This is a genomic window from Acinetobacter sp. BY419 (assembly GCF_019038395.1).
Lineage (GTDB): Bacteria > Pseudomonadota > Gammaproteobacteria > Pseudomonadales > Moraxellaceae > Acinetobacter.
In genome coordinates this window covers 35,313-53,109 of sequence record NZ_JAGFXZ010000003.1, presented here as the reverse complement: position 1 = coordinate 53,109, position 17,797 = coordinate 35,313, and the positions used below count along the sequence as shown (strand labels likewise).

Annotated in this window: 20 protein-coding genes; 9 read left to right on the top strand and 11 right to left on the bottom strand. The window is 41.2% G+C overall.

Going from position 1 to position 17,797, the window contains the following annotated elements:
* Positions 1-801 precede the first annotated feature (801 nt).
* From KUG37_RS01895 to KUG37_RS01885, 3 genes are all read left to right on the top strand, one after another.
* Complete coding sequence (locus tag KUG37_RS01895) at positions 802-1,092, top strand: type II toxin-antitoxin system HigB family toxin (RefSeq protein WP_216934190.1); 291 nt, start codon at positions 802-804, stop codon at positions 1,090-1,092.
* A 1-nt stretch (position 1,093) separates the two neighbouring features.
* A complete protein-coding gene (locus tag KUG37_RS01890; protein WP_216934188.1) occupies positions 1,094-1,495 on the top strand; it encodes a type II toxin-antitoxin system HigA family antitoxin in 402 nt (133 codons plus the stop codon).
* Positions 1,496-1,700: 205 nt separating this feature from the next.
* Positions 1,701-1,877 (top strand): hypothetical protein, encoded by a 177-nt coding sequence (locus KUG37_RS01885; RefSeq protein ID WP_216940126.1) that lies wholly within the window; start codon positions 1,701-1,703, stop codon positions 1,875-1,877.
* Positions 1,878-1,918: 41 nt separating this feature from the next.
* On the opposite strand, the gene KUG37_RS01880 is transcribed toward KUG37_RS01885, so the two are convergent.
* The gene (locus tag KUG37_RS01880) at positions 1,919-2,554 is read right to left on the bottom strand and encodes an SOS response-associated peptidase (protein ID WP_216934184.1); all 636 of its coding nucleotides are present in this window, start codon (positions 2,552-2,554) and stop codon (positions 1,919-1,921) included.
* Between the two features lie 230 nt (positions 2,555-2,784).
* Between KUG37_RS01880 and KUG37_RS01875 the strand changes: the two genes are divergently transcribed.
* Positions 2,785-3,018: a hypothetical protein gene (locus KUG37_RS01875; RefSeq protein WP_216934182.1), complete on the top strand. Its 234-nt coding sequence runs from the start codon at positions 2,785-2,787 to the stop codon at positions 3,016-3,018.
* A gap of 107 nt (positions 3,019-3,125) precedes the next feature.
* On the opposite strand, the gene KUG37_RS01870 is transcribed toward KUG37_RS01875, so the two are convergent.
* The 3 genes from KUG37_RS01870 to KUG37_RS01860 form a co-directional block, all read right to left on the bottom strand.
* Positions 3,126-4,328 (bottom strand): S9 family peptidase, encoded by a 1,203-nt coding sequence (locus KUG37_RS01870; protein WP_216934180.1) that lies wholly within the window; start codon positions 4,326-4,328, stop codon positions 3,126-3,128.
* 181 nt (positions 4,329-4,509) lie between these two features.
* On the bottom strand, positions 4,510-5,649 hold the full coding sequence (locus tag KUG37_RS01865; RefSeq protein WP_216934178.1) for a catalase family protein: 1,140 nt from the start codon (positions 5,647-5,649) through the stop codon (positions 4,510-4,512).
* Between the two features lie 212 nt (positions 5,650-5,861).
* A complete protein-coding gene (locus KUG37_RS01860) occupies positions 5,862-6,077 on the bottom strand; it encodes a hypothetical protein (RefSeq protein ID WP_216934175.1) in 216 nt (71 codons plus the stop codon).
* Positions 6,078-6,382: 305 nt separating this feature from the next.
* Between KUG37_RS01860 and KUG37_RS01855 the strand changes: the two genes are divergently transcribed.
* Positions 6,383-7,549, top strand: coding sequence for an MFS transporter (locus KUG37_RS01855; protein ID WP_216934173.1), 1,167 nt, complete (start codon positions 6,383-6,385; stop codon positions 7,547-7,549).
* A 16-nt stretch (positions 7,550-7,565) separates the two neighbouring features.
* Here the strand turns inward: KUG37_RS01855 and KUG37_RS01850 are convergent, their stop codons facing one another.
* Both KUG37_RS01850 and KUG37_RS01845 read right to left on the bottom strand, forming a co-directional pair.
* Positions 7,566-9,056: an amidase gene (locus tag KUG37_RS01850; RefSeq protein ID WP_216934171.1), complete on the bottom strand. Its 1,491-nt coding sequence runs from the start codon at positions 9,054-9,056 to the stop codon at positions 7,566-7,568.
* Between the two features lie 49 nt (positions 9,057-9,105).
* The gene (locus KUG37_RS01845; RefSeq protein WP_216934169.1) at positions 9,106-10,536 is read right to left on the bottom strand and encodes a diguanylate cyclase; all 1,431 of its coding nucleotides are present in this window, start codon (positions 10,534-10,536) and stop codon (positions 9,106-9,108) included.
* Positions 10,537-10,818: 282 nt separating this feature from the next.
* On the opposite strand from KUG37_RS01845, the gene KUG37_RS01840 reads away from it, so the two are divergent.
* Positions 10,819-11,295, top strand: a complete 477-nt coding sequence (locus tag KUG37_RS01840) for a hypothetical protein (protein WP_216934167.1) — start codon at positions 10,819-10,821, stop codon at positions 11,293-11,295.
* 54 nt (positions 11,296-11,349) lie between these two features.
* Here KUG37_RS01840 and accC read toward each other — a convergent pair whose 3' ends face one another.
* The 3 genes from accC to aroQ are packed head-to-tail and all read right to left on the bottom strand — an operon-like array spanning position 11,350 to position 13,624.
* On the bottom strand, positions 11,350-12,714 hold the full coding sequence (gene accC / locus KUG37_RS01835) for an acetyl-CoA carboxylase biotin carboxylase subunit (RefSeq protein ID WP_216934165.1): 1,365 nt from the start codon (positions 12,712-12,714) through the stop codon (positions 11,350-11,352).
* A 21-nt stretch (positions 12,715-12,735) separates the two neighbouring features.
* Positions 12,736-13,152, bottom strand: coding sequence for an acetyl-CoA carboxylase biotin carboxyl carrier protein (gene accB / locus KUG37_RS01830; RefSeq protein WP_004280199.1), 417 nt, complete (start codon positions 13,150-13,152; stop codon positions 12,736-12,738).
* A 16-nt stretch (positions 13,153-13,168) separates the two neighbouring features.
* Positions 13,169-13,624 (bottom strand): type II 3-dehydroquinate dehydratase, encoded by a 456-nt coding sequence (aroQ, locus tag KUG37_RS01825; RefSeq protein ID WP_216934163.1) that lies wholly within the window; start codon positions 13,622-13,624, stop codon positions 13,169-13,171.
* A 959-nt stretch (positions 13,625-14,583) separates the two neighbouring features.
* On the opposite strand from aroQ, the gene ybaK reads away from it, so the two are divergent.
* The 3 genes from ybaK to KUG37_RS01810 all read left to right on the top strand — a co-directional run bounded on the left by ybaK (position 14,584) and on the right by KUG37_RS01810 (position 17,054).
* Positions 14,584-15,051: a Cys-tRNA(Pro) deacylase gene (ybaK, locus tag KUG37_RS01820; RefSeq protein WP_216934161.1), complete on the top strand. Its 468-nt coding sequence runs from the start codon at positions 14,584-14,586 to the stop codon at positions 15,049-15,051.
* A gap of 205 nt (positions 15,052-15,256) precedes the next feature.
* Complete coding sequence (locus KUG37_RS01815; protein WP_216934159.1) at positions 15,257-16,510, top strand: YncE family protein; 1,254 nt, start codon at positions 15,257-15,259, stop codon at positions 16,508-16,510.
* A 61-nt stretch (positions 16,511-16,571) separates the two neighbouring features.
* Positions 16,572-17,054 (top strand): hypothetical protein, encoded by a 483-nt coding sequence (locus tag KUG37_RS01810; protein WP_216934157.1) that lies wholly within the window; start codon positions 16,572-16,574, stop codon positions 17,052-17,054.
* A gap of 124 nt (positions 17,055-17,178) precedes the next feature.
* On the opposite strand, the gene KUG37_RS01805 is transcribed toward KUG37_RS01810, so the two are convergent.
* Positions 17,179-17,490, bottom strand: coding sequence for a TusE/DsrC/DsvC family sulfur relay protein (locus KUG37_RS01805; RefSeq protein ID WP_216934155.1), 312 nt, complete (start codon positions 17,488-17,490; stop codon positions 17,179-17,181).
* Between the two features lie 14 nt (positions 17,491-17,504).
* Positions 17,505-17,789, bottom strand: a complete 285-nt coding sequence (locus tag KUG37_RS01800) for a DsrH/TusB family sulfur metabolism protein (protein WP_216934153.1) — start codon at positions 17,787-17,789, stop codon at positions 17,505-17,507.
* Positions 17,790-17,797 lie beyond the last annotated feature (8 nt).

The following is a 17,797-nucleotide window of genomic DNA, read 5'->3' as shown; positions in this document are numbered from 1 at the left end:
TCAAGAGAGATACATGAATAGATGTTATTTATATATCTCTTTTCACTAAAAGACAGGGCAAAACTATGATGAGATGTATATGCGCATTTGGCATGGGCGTGATGGTCGGTTGTTGTTTTAAATCTTGCAAAGAAAAAATGTGTCAGATGATGAGCAGCGATCATTGCAAAAGTAATCATTGTAAAAAAGACCAGACGACTACAACTGAAGATCCTGTACGGACTACTTAGCCCTAAAGGCTTCAATATGACTTCAGTACTAAACAGAGCTAAGAACTAAAGCTGTCCGAGCTCGCTGAGCTGATCCAATCATTATGTATTGAGTCATTCCATATTTATTTAAAGCAATAAAGCTCGATCCAGGGTCGAGCTTTTTATACTCAGGAGAAAAACATGATGCAATTTATATTTTGTTTATTTGGCCTTCATGGGGCGACTGAAATTAATTCCACCTGTGACTATGATGAGGTCAAAGAAAGAGAGTCGTGATTGCTTGAGAAATATTGAATAATGCTCCAAGTCAACAGAGGTATTAGTAGAAAGCCGTCCCCCGTTCAATCATTAGTTGGCGGGGTTTTTCTTGGCTGATGAAATTTTCATTATAAAAATCCAGAATGATGAATGTACTCGACTGGATCTAGGCAAAACTGATCACAATACATACTATATGAGAGAATTATTTAAATACGATTACATGGCGATAACTTTTTAGAACATTAGAATTGAAATAGTCGGATAATAATATATTGCAAAATGCGATAATTTCTTTATACTAGAAATATAGCAAAATGCGATAAAATATATGCATGTGATCACTCACGCACGAATTCTTGAAGCAACTCAAAAGTGGCCACAGGCTGAAACGGCATTAGATGGTTGGTATCGACTAATAAAGGCCAATCATCCTAAAGATTTTGCTGAAATGAAGAGACTCTTTCCCGCCGTAGATAAAGTTGGAAAGTTTCATGTATTCGATATCGGTGGAAACAAGATTCGGCTGATTGCTGTGGTGATGTATCAGGCAAAACGCGTTTATATTCGCCATGTCTTGTCTCACCATGAATATGATAAAGGTCATTGGAAGGAAGGTTAGTATGAATGCAATGATTAAACAGGCCGTTGATCACTGGCGTTATGTTGCACCATTGCTCAGCAAGCCGGAAAATGAAGACGACTTTAATACACTGACTGAAGCTTTAGATGAGCTTTTGGATATTGTCGGCGATGATGAATCACATCCTTTAATGGGGCTTATTCATCAGTTGGGTGACTTGGTCTCGGCTTATGAGCATGAACATCTACCCATGCCAGAAGGTGATGGACGAACTGCCTTGGCCTTCTTGATGGAGCAACATGGGCTTAGTCAAGCGGACTTGTCAGAGGTCGCGACACAATCGGTAATTTCAGAAATATTGAATGGCAAACGTCAGCTGAATATTCGTCACATCAAGGCTTTGTCTGAACGCTTTAATGTATCGGCAGATACTTTCTTTTAATCGATGCGCAGCTAAGTTCATATTCCCATACTCTGCTGTCTAATTAGTGGGCGCTACTCATTTGATCATTTAGATTTCAAGTGTCGTGGGGGGCACTTTCAGCAGAGTGAATCTCTCTAAAAAGTGAATATGAAACATAAATAACATTGATGTTTACAACCAGATGTCATATTTATTTCTTAAGAGATCAATCAAGGAGATACATATGACAAATAAGCCAGAGCAAGAATCGAATCCGCAAAAAGAATCGAATCCGCAAAAAGAATCGAATCCGCAAAAAGAATCGAATGACGATAAAGGTAATCAGGCATCTTATAAGCATGTAAAGCTAGAGAAAAAACCCAATGCAGAACCGGAAAATCCTTTGAGAGAGCAAAAATAGTTTTTTCATATTGACGAAGCCCTAACTTGGTTTAGGGCTTTTTAGTGTCTTGATAAACCTTGCTCTCTAGGCTTTGCTATAAATTCATCTTTCATTTCAAAGAAAAACTCATGAGCTTGTTCATGGTCGCAGTGTAACCAGTCATGGCGTGATTCTTCAGGAATCACAATAATCGAGCGTTTTTCGTCATTCGGATCATGAAACTGGTTCATAAATGGGTGCTGATCTGAATTTATGGTAAGCATCGAAAATGATCGGATTTTCTCACCCTCAATGAGCGCATCATCATAAATCGCTGCAATGGTAAAAGGATTGCCATCTACACGTGAAATACCAAACCAGTGCGGTTTTCCCTCTATATATTTAGGCTCATAGAATGTGTCGACGGGCACTAAAGCAAACTGGTTGTTTTTCCATGCATGCCGAAAACTCGGTTTAGATGCCACTGTTTCAGTCCGCGCATTGTAGGTATGCCGGCCATATTTTAATTCTTTTGCCCAGGCTGGGATTAGTCCGAAGCGTGCAATATCCAGCTCAAACTCGTATGCACCGCGCATAATGATGGGAGCAGGCGCTAAAGGATAAACATGCGTTTTCATTTCCAGTTTGTGTTGTTTTTCGTGAATCTCTAATAAGGAAAGACGTTTTTTTGAGGGGAAATCATAGTTCGAGCACATAAATAACCTCTTTCATTCTAATTATTATTTGCTAAAGAATTAAGGTATAAAAATGATGAGCTCAAAACAATTCGAAATCGTAAACTTGATTTTAAGAGGAAGGAAGAATATGGATTAAAATCATTTATCATATTTATAGAATAGCCATCATTTAAAGGACTATTCATATAAATGTGAGAATTAAAATATTTGAGCTGTTAATGATTAAATGTAAAAGCTAGCCAGTTTATTTGCTACAGCAGGTGCTTAAAGCTTTCGCTCGTTCAACTCACCAAACTCATAGAGTTGAGACGATTCACTACCAAAAGGAAAAAGACAAGAAGCTCGCTCAAGCTTTATCAACAGTTGTAGCGGCTGCTTTAGGGTCACGTTTGCCAAGAAATGAAGATTGGATTGATCAAAGTCAGTCGACTGGTGGAAAGCTAGGCTTTAGCTTAAATACAGATGAGTTCTCAGGTTTTTAATGTCCATTACTGCTTAGCAGCTAAAGCAGTTGCGGAGGTGCGGTCTGACTCACAGACTACACCTCTCATACAATTATCATGAATATAGAATGACCAAAAATATACAACTATTTTGGATCACACGTACTCACAAATTTTCCTTGTTCGACTGAGTTTATAAAGCCTTCCACCATAAACTCACTTTGCCTTAAAGAGCCATGATGATCTGCACCTTCAACAGTTTTAAATGCAATCGGCTTTTGCTTTGTACACATCAGCTGATAATAGGCATGTGTACCTTGATAATCTACAATCTGGTCTTTATCACCCTGAATCATCATTACAGGGACAGTAGGTATCATATTTTCGATGGATTGTTTTTTTGAGTACTCTAATAAAGGTGTAAGATCTGCATTGGTTTTGAAAACTGTCTGAGGTGCTTCTTTGACATCGGCTTGTAATTCCGATAAACCATGATTACGTGCATAATTAACAATTTGAGCCATTTCATCACTAACTAAATTCATAATATCCAGGCCAGGATCTGCCGCTTCGGCACCCAAAAGAACGATAGGAAGAAATGCAACCACACTTTTTTCAATTTGAGGGTGTGTTGCTGCATATTTAGCAATTCCCTCATATTGATATCCTCCTGGGGCAACTACCATTGCTCCACGTAACTTTAACTCAGGCGCGTCTTTTTGCCCATGCGCAGCGACCATGAGGGCAGCAGCACCTCCCTGACTGTGTCCCATGACATACCATTTCTTATTAAACTGATAAGGCTTTAAAAAATGGAGTGCTCTTACCGAGTCAACCACAGTATGCAATTGGCTCTGTGCATTCATATAGGGATGTTTCCCGGGTGTGCCTAAGCCCTGATAATCTGTGGCAACTACTGCGTAGCCTAGAGCAAGCCAGGCATCAAGTGGTTTGGATGCAAGCTCTTGATAGGCATGTACGGGCCCACCGACATAATCACCGGAAGGTGCACAGGTATCTGCCACACCGGTAGTACCATGTGCCCAAGCCAGAACAGGCCAGCCACCTCTAGGTGGTTTGCCTTGTGGCAATAAAACAAATCCGGAAACTACGATGGGTTCTGACTGTATGCCACGGCTGCGATAGGTGATTAAAAATCGTTGAGCAGCATGGGGAAATAAATCAGTACTTTGTTCCTCTATAGCGAGTAGAGTTCCGGGTGTCTTTGCAGCAATATCACAATTCTGATTCTTGCATTTCCGGGAAATAGCAGGAGATGCGAGCAAAAAGGCAGAGCCTAAGCCTGCACAGCCGACTATAATTTTCAGGAGAGGACTTTTTGTTTTCATTATACTTACCATTTCAATTTTTATAATTTCATTTTTAATGTATCAGCTTTATTCATTTTTCTAAATTGACTCTTAGCGAAGTTTGTAAACTAAAGTTATTAAGTTAAAGTTAATAACCAGTGCAAGAATGACTTTAGTTATGTTTACAATTTAATTGATAATTCATATAAGTATTTGGATCTCAGTGTGGTTCGACTCTTTGAGTCGAATTCATCTCATGTCTAAGCTGACTGATACGCTCATAAATCACCTTTCGCATCCGGTTTATTACTCCCAGGGGCCTGTGTTCCGGTAGCGTATGCCATGGCGTAAAGGAGAGGTTTTCACAAAACTTGTTTTGTTCAGGCGTATCAAAAACCTGTTGAGGAAAACGGATAGTCGCTACCTTGTAGAAAGGTGCCTCGCTTTCTGGCCATTCGGTCATGGAATCTTCGACCGACATGCTGTTTGATGTTCGAGGTTGTACCAAAAACTCCATACATGCCTCACTTTTTTGCAAATGATTCCGCAAATTTTCTCTTAGAAAATTATTGTGGGGAGTATGGGGAATAGGATCTGTGACTGTCGAACATGCTTGGGCTGAATACTTTATAGCTTGACGATCAGCGCCTGTTCCTAATTGATATGGCACCATGGACCAATATCTGGTTTGCAGGGGATCAGAGATTTTATTCCTCGTATTTAATGCGATCCAGGTTCCTTTAGCCCCTAATGCAAACGGAATATGCAGTTTTTTGAGCAAGCTGTCGCTATTTATATCCTGCATAAATGCCATATAACGAGCTGGATCATTCACAAAAAAGACCGGATGATTAATCATGATGAAATCTTGAGTGGACATTTCATCATTTAAAAGCTTTTCTCCGGGTACTGCCAAAAGCTTTATTGCCATGCCACGGGCATCTTTTTTAATATCTGCTTGTTTGGCATTACTAGATCCACTAGAGAAACGAATCCAGGCTGGATATGTTTTTCCAGGAAGGAAAATACCTTGGGCCAGGTTTTTGGGAAGCGCTTCATCTATCTTGAATTCTGCACGTACACAGCCATGTGCCTTAGGGTGGGCATCACGTAGCGCGATACCGGTGGAATACTCTTTCCGAATCGATTTCTCAATAATGTCTGCAATATTTTTAGCTGTGGTTGCTTCATCAGGATAAAAACTTTCATTTAAACCATGATCTATATTGGGATAAGCAAGATCTGTGGGAGAGCCAGTTGCTATAGGCGAGGCATTAGCATGTGCAGTGTTAGAAATACTGATTGCCATCATCGGCAGGGAAAGTAGACCCAAGCCTGCAGCTCTTATAAAGTCAGGCATTGTTTATCTCCTTGCTATACCGCTAGAGTCAGTTTTAATTTTTTAGTTTTAGATCTGAAGTTCTTTGCGGACTCTTCAGATCTAAAACAATGATCATGCTTGGGTGATTATCAATCTTTTAAATTTTAAGCCCATCCAGATCCATTTCTAAAAATATATCCATTCTTTATCATGTGCTCTATATAAAAGTAGGTATTTATTTTTAATTTAACTTAATAATAAAAATAGGGATCTTGGCTGTCTTTTGCCACTTTATTGCAGTTCTTACACTTGATACTCTCAATAGAGTAGCGCCCATGAGTCTGCTTGCCTTCTGCAGCAGCAATAATAGAAAATTGCTGAGTATCATTAAAACTATAGTCATCCTGTGCTCCACAAACAGAACACTTGATAATTTTTCTATCGCAGTAAATGTGTGGTTCGCTCATTACGTATTTCCTTATCCTTAGCTTTGTATTTTCACTGTTTATCATCATCTAATATTATGTTGTATTCACCTAGAACTATATTCTGAATTAAAGGCATTACTTCCCGCTACAAAGTTTTTACTTTCGTAACATTTAGTCATAAACTCATGAAAATCAAATGCCTTAAACTCCAGTTTGCACATTCTTATTCAATATATTTTCTGCATATTTGTAAACTGTCAAGCTACAACCGAGACCAATTCAATGCAACTAAGACTAACTTGTTTTCGATTTAAGTTATTGAAAATAAAGGGATATTAAAATTAATGCCAGTTTTTAAAATTCAGCATAGGCTCAGTGGATTCTACTTTTTCTATTATGCCATTGTTGGGGCGTTCATGCCATTTTGGAGCCTGTATCTTGAAGATCAAGGCTTCAATTATCAGGAAATTGGCATTTTATCTTCGATTGCAATTGTCACTCGGTTCTTTGCGCCGTTGATCTGGGGCTGGATTGCAGACAAGTCCGGTAAACGCATGCTGCTGGTACGTATTGCGACCTGGATGGAAGCCTGTATCTGGTTCATGATTTTTATCATTCCCAACAGCTTTCAATCTGTGGCTTTACTGATGCTGATTTTCAGTTTCTTTCAAAATGCCATTCTGGCACAGTTTGAAGGGGTGACGTTGTTCTGGCTCGGAGAAAAAAGAGCAGAACTCTATGGCAAAGTACGAAAATGGGGATCAGTTGGCTTTATTGTCGGTGTATTTGGCTTGGGTGCTATCTTTGAAATTATCAGCATCAGCATGTTGCCAGTCTTGTTGTTGTGTATTTCATTTTTGGCCTTTCTCTGGTCATTTACCATTAAGGAACCCACGACGGCGCCTGCCGCACAGAAACAGCTCGAACCCTTATGGCCAATATTCAAACGCCCGGTGGTGTATAGCTTTTTTCTGATTGAGCTGATTTTGCTGTTTTCACATGCGCCGTTTTATAGTTTTTATAGTAATTATTTGAGTCAGGCCGGATTTAGCACCAGTCAGATCGGACTGCTCTGGTCGGTCGGAGTCATTGCAGAAATCATCATGTTTGCCTACGCGACTTTCTTTCTGAAACGCTGGTCATGGCGTCATCTGGTCACGCTATGTTTATTAATGACCGGATTGAGATGGTTGATTGTTGGTGTGTTTCCAGCTTCATTCATGGCACAGTTTTTTGCTCAAACCATTCATGCTTTGAGTTTTGGTTTATTCCATATTATTGCGATGCAGGTTATTTTCCAGAACTTCTCTGCAGGACAACAGGGACGTGGACAAGCCTTATATAGCACCATGTGGGGACTTGGTGTGGCGGGTGGCAGTATTCTGGCGGGTTATTATTGGGATCAATTGGGCGGCACATATATCTTCATAGCTGCTGCTGCATCGACCTTGTTTGGCTTGTTACTGATTTTCGGATTGCCTAACAAAGTCGAACTGCAAAAGCAGGCTTGAAAATATCTTCCTAGCATTAAATACGAATTTTGGAATATTGCCCAAACCACGGCTGTGCCTGCTCCAATTGAGCTGCCAGTTGTAGCAGCAGATCTTCACGGGCAAATGGTGCAATAAATTGCGAGCCGAGCGGCAGATTTTTGTCATTCCAGTACAACGGTACAGACATGGCTGGCAGTCCGGTAATATTGGCCAGTTGGGTGAAAGGAACCCATTTCAGGTTTTCTTTCACGATCTGATCAACCAGTTTTCCTTGTGCCAGTAAATGTGCTTTACCCACCCCCAATAAAGCCTTCAGGATTGGTTTTTGCCAGGCGGGTGTTTTGACCTCACCATTTTTTGGAGCCACGGTCGCCGTTGCCGGCGTCAGATAGAGATCATAATCATCAAAGAAATGATTCATTTGGGTCACGTACTGGCCCCAGTTATTCAGGTTCTGAATATATTCAATCGCGCTGGTTTTAGCCCCAAAAGCTGCTAACGCTAAAGAATCCAGTTCAAAATCATTTGATTTGGACGGGTAGCTTTTCTGGATTTCATCCAGCATAAATGAAAACTGGCTAAACCAGGTGGTAATAAAATCCTTGGCCAGTTGCATTCCATCAATGGCTGGACGGTCTTCGACCACTTCATGGCCCAAAGATTCCAGCAATTTTGCTGTTTGTTCGATGGCTTTGATCGCATCTTGAGAGACAGGCGTACCAATAGTTGAATCAGTGCTAAACGCAATTTTCAGCTTTTTCAGCGGCTGCTGAATCACATCCAGATAATGTTGCTGAGGACGCTGGATCTGAAACAGCGAACTGTGATCTTCACCATGTGTGGCATCCAGCATCGCAGCACTATCTCGCACTGTTTTTGTTAATACATGCTGAATTGCAGCGCCATGCATGGCTTCACTCATTTGTGGTCCCCAAGGCGTTCGGCCACGACTTGGTTTTAGGCCAAACAGGCCGCAATAGGAAGCGGGGATACGGATTGAGCCCCCACCATCACCAGCACCTGCAATCGGCACAATTCCAGCAGCTACGGCAGAAGCTGAACCACCTGAAGAGCCACCACTATTATGCTGTAAATTCCACGGATTTTTACAGCTACCCCAGGCATCCGGCTCGGTAATGCCTTTAATGCCAAATTCCGGGGTATTGGTACGTCCAAAAGTCACGATACCGGCTTTTTCCCAACGATTGACAATCTCTGCATTGGTTTCGGCAATATAACCGATACGTTTTAAGCCCTGACAGCCATAAGAAGTTGGATAACCTGCATATTCCTGGAACAGATCCTTGACCAGAAAAGGCACGCCGGCAAAAGGCCCGGACAGATTTTGCTGGCTACGTTTTAACGCATGTTCATGCATCGGGATAATAATCGCATTCAGCTCAGGGTTGGCAGTTGAGCTGCGTTCTAGAGCAACAGATAATAGTTCACTTGAATGTACTTGTTTATTGGCGACCAGTTCGGCCAGTCCTAAACCATCATATTGCAGATATTCTTCAAATTTCATTGCCATTCCCTAGCGTTGACGCTGTTTCAAGGTTGTAGATGATTTTAGTTTAAGATGCAAGCACCACCTGATTGCGCCCAAGATGCTTGGCCTGATATAAGGCTTGGTCTGCAATATTGATCAGATTTTGCAGGTCTTGGGACTGTGGTGCATTTTGATGGGTAATGCCTACACTCACCGTAATATAGAGAGGAGAGCCATCCGATTGATGCATCGGGGTTTTTTCTACGAGATCTCGAATCCGTTCCGCAATAATGCGTGCTTCTGCAGGTTCGGTATTCCAGAGTAAAAGTACAAATTCTTCTCCGCCAATCCGTGCAAACAGGTCTTGAGCGCGTAAATTGCTACGTACAATTTGCGCAAAGTGTTGCAGGACTTTATCGCCCACATGATGGCCAAAATGATCATTCAGGCGTTTGAAGTGGTCAATATCCAGCATGATGACTGAAAACTCCATCCTCTTGGCATATTGCAGTAAATATTCGCCTTTCTGAAAGAAGAAATGACGATTCATAGTACGGGTCAGACTGTCGTGATTGGCCAGATACAAGACCCGTTTAAACAGTTCATTCCGGTTCTGGCTGATAATGCACAGAATGAGCGGAGATAGGGCCAGCATAAACAGCCCGATCCGCAGTGAAATATAAATTGTAGAGTCTGCCAGGGTAGTGTGATTGGTCGCATAAAACTGCGTCAGGCTGTAATAGGTCAAGATAATCACAAAGGCATTGATCACGGTCATGGTAAACAGGCGATAGGTCAATGCAGCCCAGATTAGTGCAGCCAAAGGGTAAAGCATAGCACCCGGACCTGCGAAAAGATTGGTGAGAATGACACAGGCCACCACCGTAGACGCGGGTAAAAAATAGCTAAAATGGTTAGGTTTTTGACGACGGTTTTTAAAAAAATACTGAATGTCTTTTATTCTGGGGAATGCCAAGATTAAAGGGAGAACCACAATATAATTCACCATTTCACCGGTCCACCACAGACCAAAATCAATCCATAATTTTTCTTTGTTCATGAATGAATGGGGTAGGTTCGGTAAGGTGATAACAGCAAAAGCCGCACTGGCCAGACAGCCTGCAAAAGCGAAGATGCCAAATAAATGAACGAAGGTATAACCGGTATTATAATATTTGTAATTAATCTTGAAATAACGGATAAAGAATATCGAAACAATGGTGCTGATCAGATTGGCAAGGGTAAGAAAAAGGCTTTGCAGCAGATTATTCCCGGTAACCAGATCTGCAAACATAAAAGCACTGAATGCACCGAGCCAGCCTCCCAGATTGTTTAAATGTGGAAAGCGCAAAAATAGGGCCAACAAGGCTGCATTGGCCGGCCATAATAAGGCTAGGTACTCCAGCGGTCTGGTTGCTATGCCAATAAAACAACACACTAAAATAGCGAAAACAATGACAAAATAAGCATAGGTTTCATGATTTAATTGTTGTTCTGTTATTCGAGTTAATTGCAAATTTAAAATCCTATATTCAAATTTCTAAGTGTGAATGATCACTTTGTTCAGCCATTAGGTTTGACCCAAAATATAATTTTATTGTTTGATTGATTTGTTATTAATACAATTTGTTAAGAATCTTATATACGAAATATATACAAAAAAAACCAGAAAAGAAATCTATGTTTTTAAACAATATGATAAATAACTTCGACTCTGTATTGAAATTGCGTTAGAGCAGGACATAATCGCAAAAAATATGATAATTTAGAGTTAATTGTTAAAAAGATGCCGGTAAATATGAAAAAAATATGTCTTAGCCTTATCTTACTCATGAGCTCACCTTGGCTAATGGCGACAGAAAATAAAAAACCAGTGAGCGCTCCTGCTAAAGCTGCTGCAATCCCAAATACATTTACCGTGAAAACCCGTCCAGAAATTGTCGGATTGTGGGGAATGGAAATTCCGAATAATAAAAAATGTATCGAATATTATAATTTTAAAGGCAATAATAATGTGGTGATTAAAAGTGGCGACGAATGGACCTCAGGGTTGTATGACTATCAGCCGGCACAGGACCCATCGCAGCAGATTCCAGCACTGATTCTTCAAGTGAAATATGACAATAATGAAAAAGACTGCTCAGGCAATCAGGTTGACCAATCTGGAGAAATTTCACAGTATTTTGTGAACTGGCAAAACCCCTACACAATTAACTTCTGCGCCAATGACAAGGCCGAACAATGTTTTGCCGTACTTAGACGTATATTGCCTTAAATGGTCAACAATAAAAAAACCGCTAATGATAGCGGTTTTTTTATGAACTTTGATTCAGGCTTTGTCTTCAGCACCTTCAAGCTGCTTTAACAAGTGTTTTTCCAGATAATGGATATCCATTGCCTGTTTGCAAAAGTTTTTATCCTGAAGGATTAGGTCCTTATGCAAAGGAATATTGGTTTTCACGCCAGTCAGAATCATTTCTTCCAGAGCATTTCTCATTCGAGAAATAGAGGTTTCGCGATCCTTGCCATGCGCAATCAGTTTAGCAATCATCGAATCATAATAGGGTGGAATGCTATAGCCTGGATAGACATGTGAATCTAAACGGATACCTGCACCACCTGGTGCATAGAAGTTTTCAATCTTGCCTGGTGAAGGCAAGAAGGTCGATGGATCTTCTGCGTTAATACGGCATTCAATCGCATGTCCCAGAACCTTGACGTCTTCTTGCTGAATATCGAGACCTAAACCACCAGCAATACGTAATTGCTGTTCGATAATATCGATACCCGTGACCATTTCAGTCACCGGGTGTTCAACCTGAACACGCGTATTCATTTCAATGAAGAAGAATTCATCATCTTCAAACAAGAATTCGAATGTACCTGCACCACGATATTGCATCAGCTTACATGCATTTACACAGGCTTCTAAAATGTCAGCACGTGCTTGTTCAGGTAAGTTCGGTGCTGGAGCTTCTTCCAGTACTTTCTGATGGCGGCGCTGTAGTGAACAGTCACGATCATACAGATGAATTGCATGGCCATTACCATCAGCCAACACTTGCACTTCAACGTGACGTGGCTTTTGCAGGAAACGTTCCATATAGACCGTATCATCACCAAACCACATTTCCGCATCACGCTGTGCAGCCTGAACAGATTCGAGCAGGGTATCGACATTTTCTACAATACGCATACCACGCCCCCCACCACCAGAAGCAGCTTTGACAATCAGTGGAAAACCGATCTCTTTTGCTTCAGCCATGGCATTGTTCGGTGTCACTGCATGGGCAGAGCCGGGTACAGTCGGTACACCTGCTTTACGCATTGCGGTAATCGCAGAAACCTTGTTCCCCATCAAACGGATATGTTCCGGACGTGGACCAATAAAGATAAAACCAGAATTTTCTACAATTTCAGCAAATTCCGCATTTTCAGCGAGAAATCCATAACCAGGATGGATGGCATCTGCACCAGTAATTTCTGCAGCTGTAATAATCGCAGGAATATTCAGGTAGCTGTCACTGCTCGCGCCAGGACCAATACATACTGCTTCATCACAGAAACGCAAATGCATCAGGTCCTTGTCTGCGTCAGAATAGACACCTACAGTTTTGATCCCTAAAGTTCTGCAAGCCCGGGTGATGCGTAATGCAATTTCACCACGGTTTGCAATTAAAACTTTTTGCAACATTATAATAAGTCCCCGGGGTGATTAAGCGCGGTAGCGGAAAAGTGGTTGACCGAATTGAATCACTTCACCATTTTTCACCAGAATTTCTTCAATCACGCCGCTTTGAGTTGCTTCAATTGGGTTCATGATTTTCATTGCTTCGATAATACCAAGCGTATCGCCTGCAGAAACGGTTTGGCCTACTTTTACAAATGTTGGTTCACCTGGACTTGGTGCTGCATAGAACACGCCGACCATTGGTGATGTTTCAACTGCACCGCGAGGTGATTTTACTGCTGGTGCTTCGGCTGCTGGTGCAGGCATTGCAGGAACAGCTGCTGCAACCACTGGATTGCGACGAGTTAATGCAATCGATTGATCGCCTTCTTTAACTTCGATCGCCTGTAAGTCAGATTCAATCATCAAGTCGATGAGTTTCTTGATTTTACGGATATCCATGAGACAGTATTCCTAATTAAGATTGTGTAGAAGGTTGTATTTTTTCAATGACATAGTCGAGGGCAGCAGCATAACCTTTTGCACCTAGACCACAGATCACACCGATTGCTTTATCCGACAAGTACGAATGATGGCGGAACGCCTCACGTGCATGAACATTAGACAGATGGACTTCAATAAAAGGAATGGCAACACCAAGAAGGGCATCGCGAACCGCAACAGAGGTATGGGTCAATGCTGCCGGATTAATAATGATATAGTGAACGCCGTCTTGCTGGGCTTGGTGAATTCGGTCAACAATAGCGCCTTCCCAGTTGCTCTGGAAAGTATCTAGTTGTAATGTAGCCTGTTGAGCCTGGGCAATCAGTTGCTGATTAATATCGTCAAGACTAAGGTAACCATAAACTTCTGGTTCGCGCTTCCCAAGCAAGTTTAAATTCGGTCCATGAATAACCAAAATGGTCGAACTCATCCAGCATGCTCCAATTAAAAAGTATCGGGGTTTGTCTACAAGATGTCTGCAAACTCTGCTTATTATTGCATGATTTTCTACATTACTATTTATAATTTCTTTGAATTGACGTAGAAAGCATATAGCAAACAGTGGCGCTATAATGAAAACTTTGCAGAGATTTGGCAATGTTAAAAAATTACAATTCCTTGGATGTTCGGATTATTTTCATTGTAAGCTCAATTGGCAAAAACAGTTAATATCCTTTATGTAACTGTACCTCCATATTAACGCTAAATTCTTCCATTTCGTCATATTTTAAGTCTTTTAGACTTCATTGTCTGGCTGATCTGACTACCATATTTGATTTTGATGACGTTGGAAATTGGCGGTGTTAGGCTTTAAGATTTTTTCGGTTATTTTCTTTATATAAAAGCTGATATCTGGCGTTGAGTATAGGGTGAAACCTTGAAAATACAATATAAAGCAATAATTTAATAATGTTTCTTATATTCTTGCTTGAATTTTTATAGGCATATCCTGCCAGGATATGGAAATTAATTACACCATTTTAAATTCAGTTATCCATGCTAAGTGTTGTACAAGAATGTACTTAATCTTCCAAGAATCAAGATTGAAACTCAGCAGGGTGAAGATAAAACGCTTGAGTTATATGTATGGTGTTTAGAGATGAATGAAGTGACGAATGTGTTCATCTTTGAGGCTTCTAGACAGGTCAGTGATGACTAGCTCAGCCTATAGATAGTGGCAAAAACGCATATATTTGCTGCTATTTTGCGCGTTATTCTCTTCGCAGAAAAGTTTAAAAGTAGTGAGGGAACTAACCATTGAACAAAATGAGTCTGAGTGAAGCGAAATACAGGCTTGAAGCAAAATTTGCTTGATAGGTTCCTTATCTAAATTAACTTCTTGAGTTAATATTTATCTCATCATGTGATTCGCTTCAAACAAGACTTTCTATGACACCTGCATGCAAACTATTAAAAGCCAATAAAATTGAATACAGCATTCATGAATATGAACATGATGCCAATGCTAAAAGTTTCGGACTGGAAGCTGCTGAAAGGCTTGGGCTTTCGGTGGAAGAAGTTTTTAAAACCTTATTGGTCACGGATGGGAAACAGTATTTTGTTGCCGTATTGCCGGTACATCATCAGCTTAACCTGAAAAAAGTAGCACAGGCCTTGGGATGTAAAAAACTCCAGATGGCCGATCCTAAACATGCCGAACGCTTGACCGGTTATCTGGTGGGGGGAATTAGTCCAGTTGGCCAAAAGAAATGTTTAAAAACGGTGATTGATGCCAGCGCAGAACAGTTAGATAAGATTTATGTGAGTGGTGGTAAAAGAGGATTAGATATTGGGTTAAAACCGGCTGATCTTGCCAAAGTGCTCAATGCACAGTTTGTCGATGTGCTGGATACGTAAGATCAAAGCGCGATGCTCTCACTTAATGCTTACTTAATTCATAGGATCTGAAGCGATAGATTTAAACCAGCTTCAGATTTTTTGGTCGGAAATAACAGTAAATCATCTTATACATTTGTATATTAGAGACGTGAAAACACAGCCTGACTGTGTATACAATAAGGAATAAAAACAAAAATATAAATTATTATGCGGAGCATAAGGGATGAAAATTCAAAATAAAAAATGGCCACAGTTCTGTCTGACATTGTCTGCGATGGCTATGCTATCTGCGTTGCCAAGTGTACAGGCCGCTTCTGCACCTTCAGCTGCACCCGCCAATTCACAGCAGGTTTTCTTTGTTGGAAATAATTGGGATGGAACGGTTACCGTGATTCGTCCATCGGGTGATTTTGGCAAAATTGGCGTCATTAACATGATTCCTGACCGTAAAGAGCGTCTGAAAGAAATCCATCTTAATCCAATCAAGCTGATTGCCTATACTTATATCCAGGCTACAGCCGGTGAGGGCAATGATCAGCTGGTAGATGATATGTACTCTACTCCAGATGGTCAATCAGTGGTCGCATCGCGGCCAAGTTTTGCGGATGTAGTTTCAATCAATATCAAAACTGGCAAGATTAACTGGCGTACGCATGTAGAAGGTTTCCGTGCCGACCATATGGCGGTATCACCAGATGGGCAGCGGGTTGCAGTATCTGCCTCTTCAGGAAATGTGGTGCATGTACTGGATATTAATACGGGTAAGGAATTAGGACGTTTCAGCACAGGCGATAAACCGCATGAAAATATTTACTTCGATGGCGGCAACAAAATTCTGAACTCAGCCATCGGCAATGTCGAAACGTCGATGGATGCACAATGGCAGGACTTTACCAAAGGCAAGCGCTATATCACTATCGCAGATGCCAATACGCATCAGGTGGTCAGAAAAATTGATTTCAGACCTGCACTCGATGCTTTTGGCCGCAAAGATTTATCTAATTCAGTACGACCGATGGTGTTTAGCAAGGATGAAACCAAACTGTATGCCCAGGTTTCATTTTTTAATGGTCTGATTGAATATGATCTGAATCAGAACAAAATTAGCCGGATCGGACAGCTTCCGGGCAGTGATAGTATCCCGAAAGACCGGACAAAATGGGTCAATGATTCGCGTCATCATGGTTTGTCAATCAGTGCTGATGGTGAAAAACTCTGTGTTGCCGGTACCATGGATAACTACGCTACCATTGTAGATCGCAAGACGCTTACTGCCGGGAAACTGATCTCTGCAGGTAAACCCTATTGGGCGACGCGCAGCCCGGATGGTCGTAGCTGTGTAATTTCCGAAAGTGAAACCGATGTAGTCACAGTGATTGATTTTGCTACAGGTAATAAAGTGTTGAGTGTACCAGTAGGGAATCATCCACAACGCGTTCGGATGGGTTATGCGCCAGCAGACTGGTCAACGCCGTAGTCGATTAGCGAAAAGACAGCTTTTTGATAAAGGCTGTCTTTGCTGAGCTGGAGACACAAAGATGAATCATAAAACAATTCTTTTATATGTAGTGATCGGGTTGCTCTTGTTCGGTATTTTAGTGGGTATAGGCTATCAGATACGACAGGAAATCTATCGGACAAATTTTAATGATCAGGCTTATTCTGATCCAGTCCTTCCAGCTGAAAAGTCTGCAATTTCTACGTTGGTCGGCTCTCCTGCGAATAATCAAACGACGAAAACAGAACAGACTGATGCAGCTGCAAAGCAAAGTAAACTGTTCAAGCAACAAGAACAGTTGTATCTGGACTTTACGCAGATCATTAATGCCTTAAGTGCGGGACAACGGCCAGATCCTCAACAGGTTAGTTTGTTAATTATGAAGCAGCAAAAGCTGGTAGAGGTCCAACTGGTGACTCGGGACGAGGCGAAAGCACAAATTGAGTTTCTGCTGAAAGTTCTGCCCGAGATGGATCATGAATTGCATCGGGCTTTGCGAACACTAGAACAAACCCGAAGTTGACCAATTCAAGCCATGAGTATCTTTACTATTCTAGATATAGAAATAAATTTCATTAAAAAGCCCGAATGAGGCTTCAGGCTTTTAGATATAGAGTATTGAAAACAGCGTGTTTTTATAAACAGTTTTATAAACAGTTCGCAGGCTTGGGTACGCCGGCCAAACGGCTTAAATGGCGAGCCACCAGACCTGTATTGAACTTTTCCTGAAGCATGGCATTGTTGATATCGGCACTGACAGTTTTCATTAAAAATTTAATTAGAGGGCGTGTTGCCGGTGAATGGCCAAACTGCTGATAGAACTGACGCACCGCTTGCAGAATTTCAAAATGCCATGGGGTCAATTTTAGTTCCAGGCTATTGGCCAGGACCTGGGCGACTTCTTCATTCCAGAGGGTATAGTCAACCAGATGACCATCTTGATCCAATTCTAAATTCATATCTAACTCATTCATTATTTCATTGAAATGCAGCGATTAAACTTGAGGCAAAGATCTGCAAAATCCGCATAATTCAAAAGCTTTATCTGTTCAGGAAAAGGCTGTATCAAGAGCTGTGCATCATTTTCCAGTATGTGGACTTGCTGCAAGCTTTGCAGGAATGAATGTTCTAGCTGTAATACGGCTTCACCCATCAGCACGACCTGATCGCCCGTTGTATAAAACTGAGCCAGTTGATCGAGGATCTGTGTAGTTGCCGCATAGGTGGACTGGATCAGGTAAAGTGTGTGGTTTGACATTTGTATCT

Excerpts from the sequence above, each read along its gene's own strand:
- KUG37_RS01895 (WP_216934190.1), top strand. The coding sequence starts at position 802 with ATGCATGTGATCACTCACGCACGAATTCTTGAAGCAACTCAAAAGTGG.
- KUG37_RS01890 (WP_216934188.1), top strand. The coding sequence starts at position 1,094 with ATGAATGCAATGATTAAACAGGCCGTTGATCACTGGCGTTATGTTGCA.
- KUG37_RS01885 (WP_216940126.1), top strand. The coding sequence starts at position 1,701 with ATGACAAATAAGCCAGAGCAAGAATCGAATCCGCAAAAAGAATCGAAT.
- KUG37_RS01880 (WP_216934184.1), bottom strand. The coding sequence starts at position 2,554 with ATGTGCTCGAACTATGATTTCCCCTCAAAAAAACGTCTTTCCTTATTA.
- KUG37_RS01870 (WP_216934180.1), bottom strand. The coding sequence starts at position 4,328 with ATGAAAACAAAAAGTCCTCTCCTGAAAATTATAGTCGGCTGTGCAGGC.
- KUG37_RS01865 (WP_216934178.1), bottom strand. The coding sequence starts at position 5,649 with ATGCCTGACTTTATAAGAGCTGCAGGCTTGGGTCTACTTTCCCTGCCG.
- KUG37_RS01860 (WP_216934175.1), bottom strand. The coding sequence starts at position 6,077 with ATGAGCGAACCACACATTTACTGCGATAGAAAAATTATCAAGTGTTCT.
- KUG37_RS01855 (WP_216934173.1), top strand. The coding sequence starts at position 6,383 with ATGCCAGTTTTTAAAATTCAGCATAGGCTCAGTGGATTCTACTTTTTC.
- KUG37_RS01850 (WP_216934171.1), bottom strand. The coding sequence starts at position 9,056 with ATGAAATTTGAAGAATATCTGCAATATGATGGTTTAGGACTGGCCGAA.
- KUG37_RS01840 (WP_216934167.1), top strand. The coding sequence starts at position 10,819 with ATGAAAAAAATATGTCTTAGCCTTATCTTACTCATGAGCTCACCTTGG.
- accC (WP_216934165.1), bottom strand. The coding sequence starts at position 12,714 with ATGTTGCAAAAAGTTTTAATTGCAAACCGTGGTGAAATTGCATTACGC.
- accB (WP_004280199.1), bottom strand. The coding sequence starts at position 13,152 with ATGGATATCCGTAAAATCAAGAAACTCATCGACTTGATGATTGAATCT.
- aroQ (WP_216934163.1), bottom strand. The coding sequence starts at position 13,624 with ATGAGTTCGACCATTTTGGTTATTCATGGACCGAATTTAAACTTGCTT.
- ybaK (WP_216934161.1), top strand. The coding sequence starts at position 14,584 with ATGACACCTGCATGCAAACTATTAAAAGCCAATAAAATTGAATACAGC.
- KUG37_RS01815 (WP_216934159.1), top strand. The coding sequence starts at position 15,257 with ATGAAAATTCAAAATAAAAAATGGCCACAGTTCTGTCTGACATTGTCT.
- KUG37_RS01810 (WP_216934157.1), top strand. The coding sequence starts at position 16,572 with ATGAATCATAAAACAATTCTTTTATATGTAGTGATCGGGTTGCTCTTG.
- KUG37_RS01805 (WP_216934155.1), bottom strand. The coding sequence starts at position 17,490 with ATGAATTTAGAATTGGATCAAGATGGTCATCTGGTTGACTATACCCTC.
- KUG37_RS01800 (WP_216934153.1), bottom strand. The coding sequence starts at position 17,789 with ATGTCAAACCACACACTTTACCTGATCCAGTCCACCTATGCGGCAACT.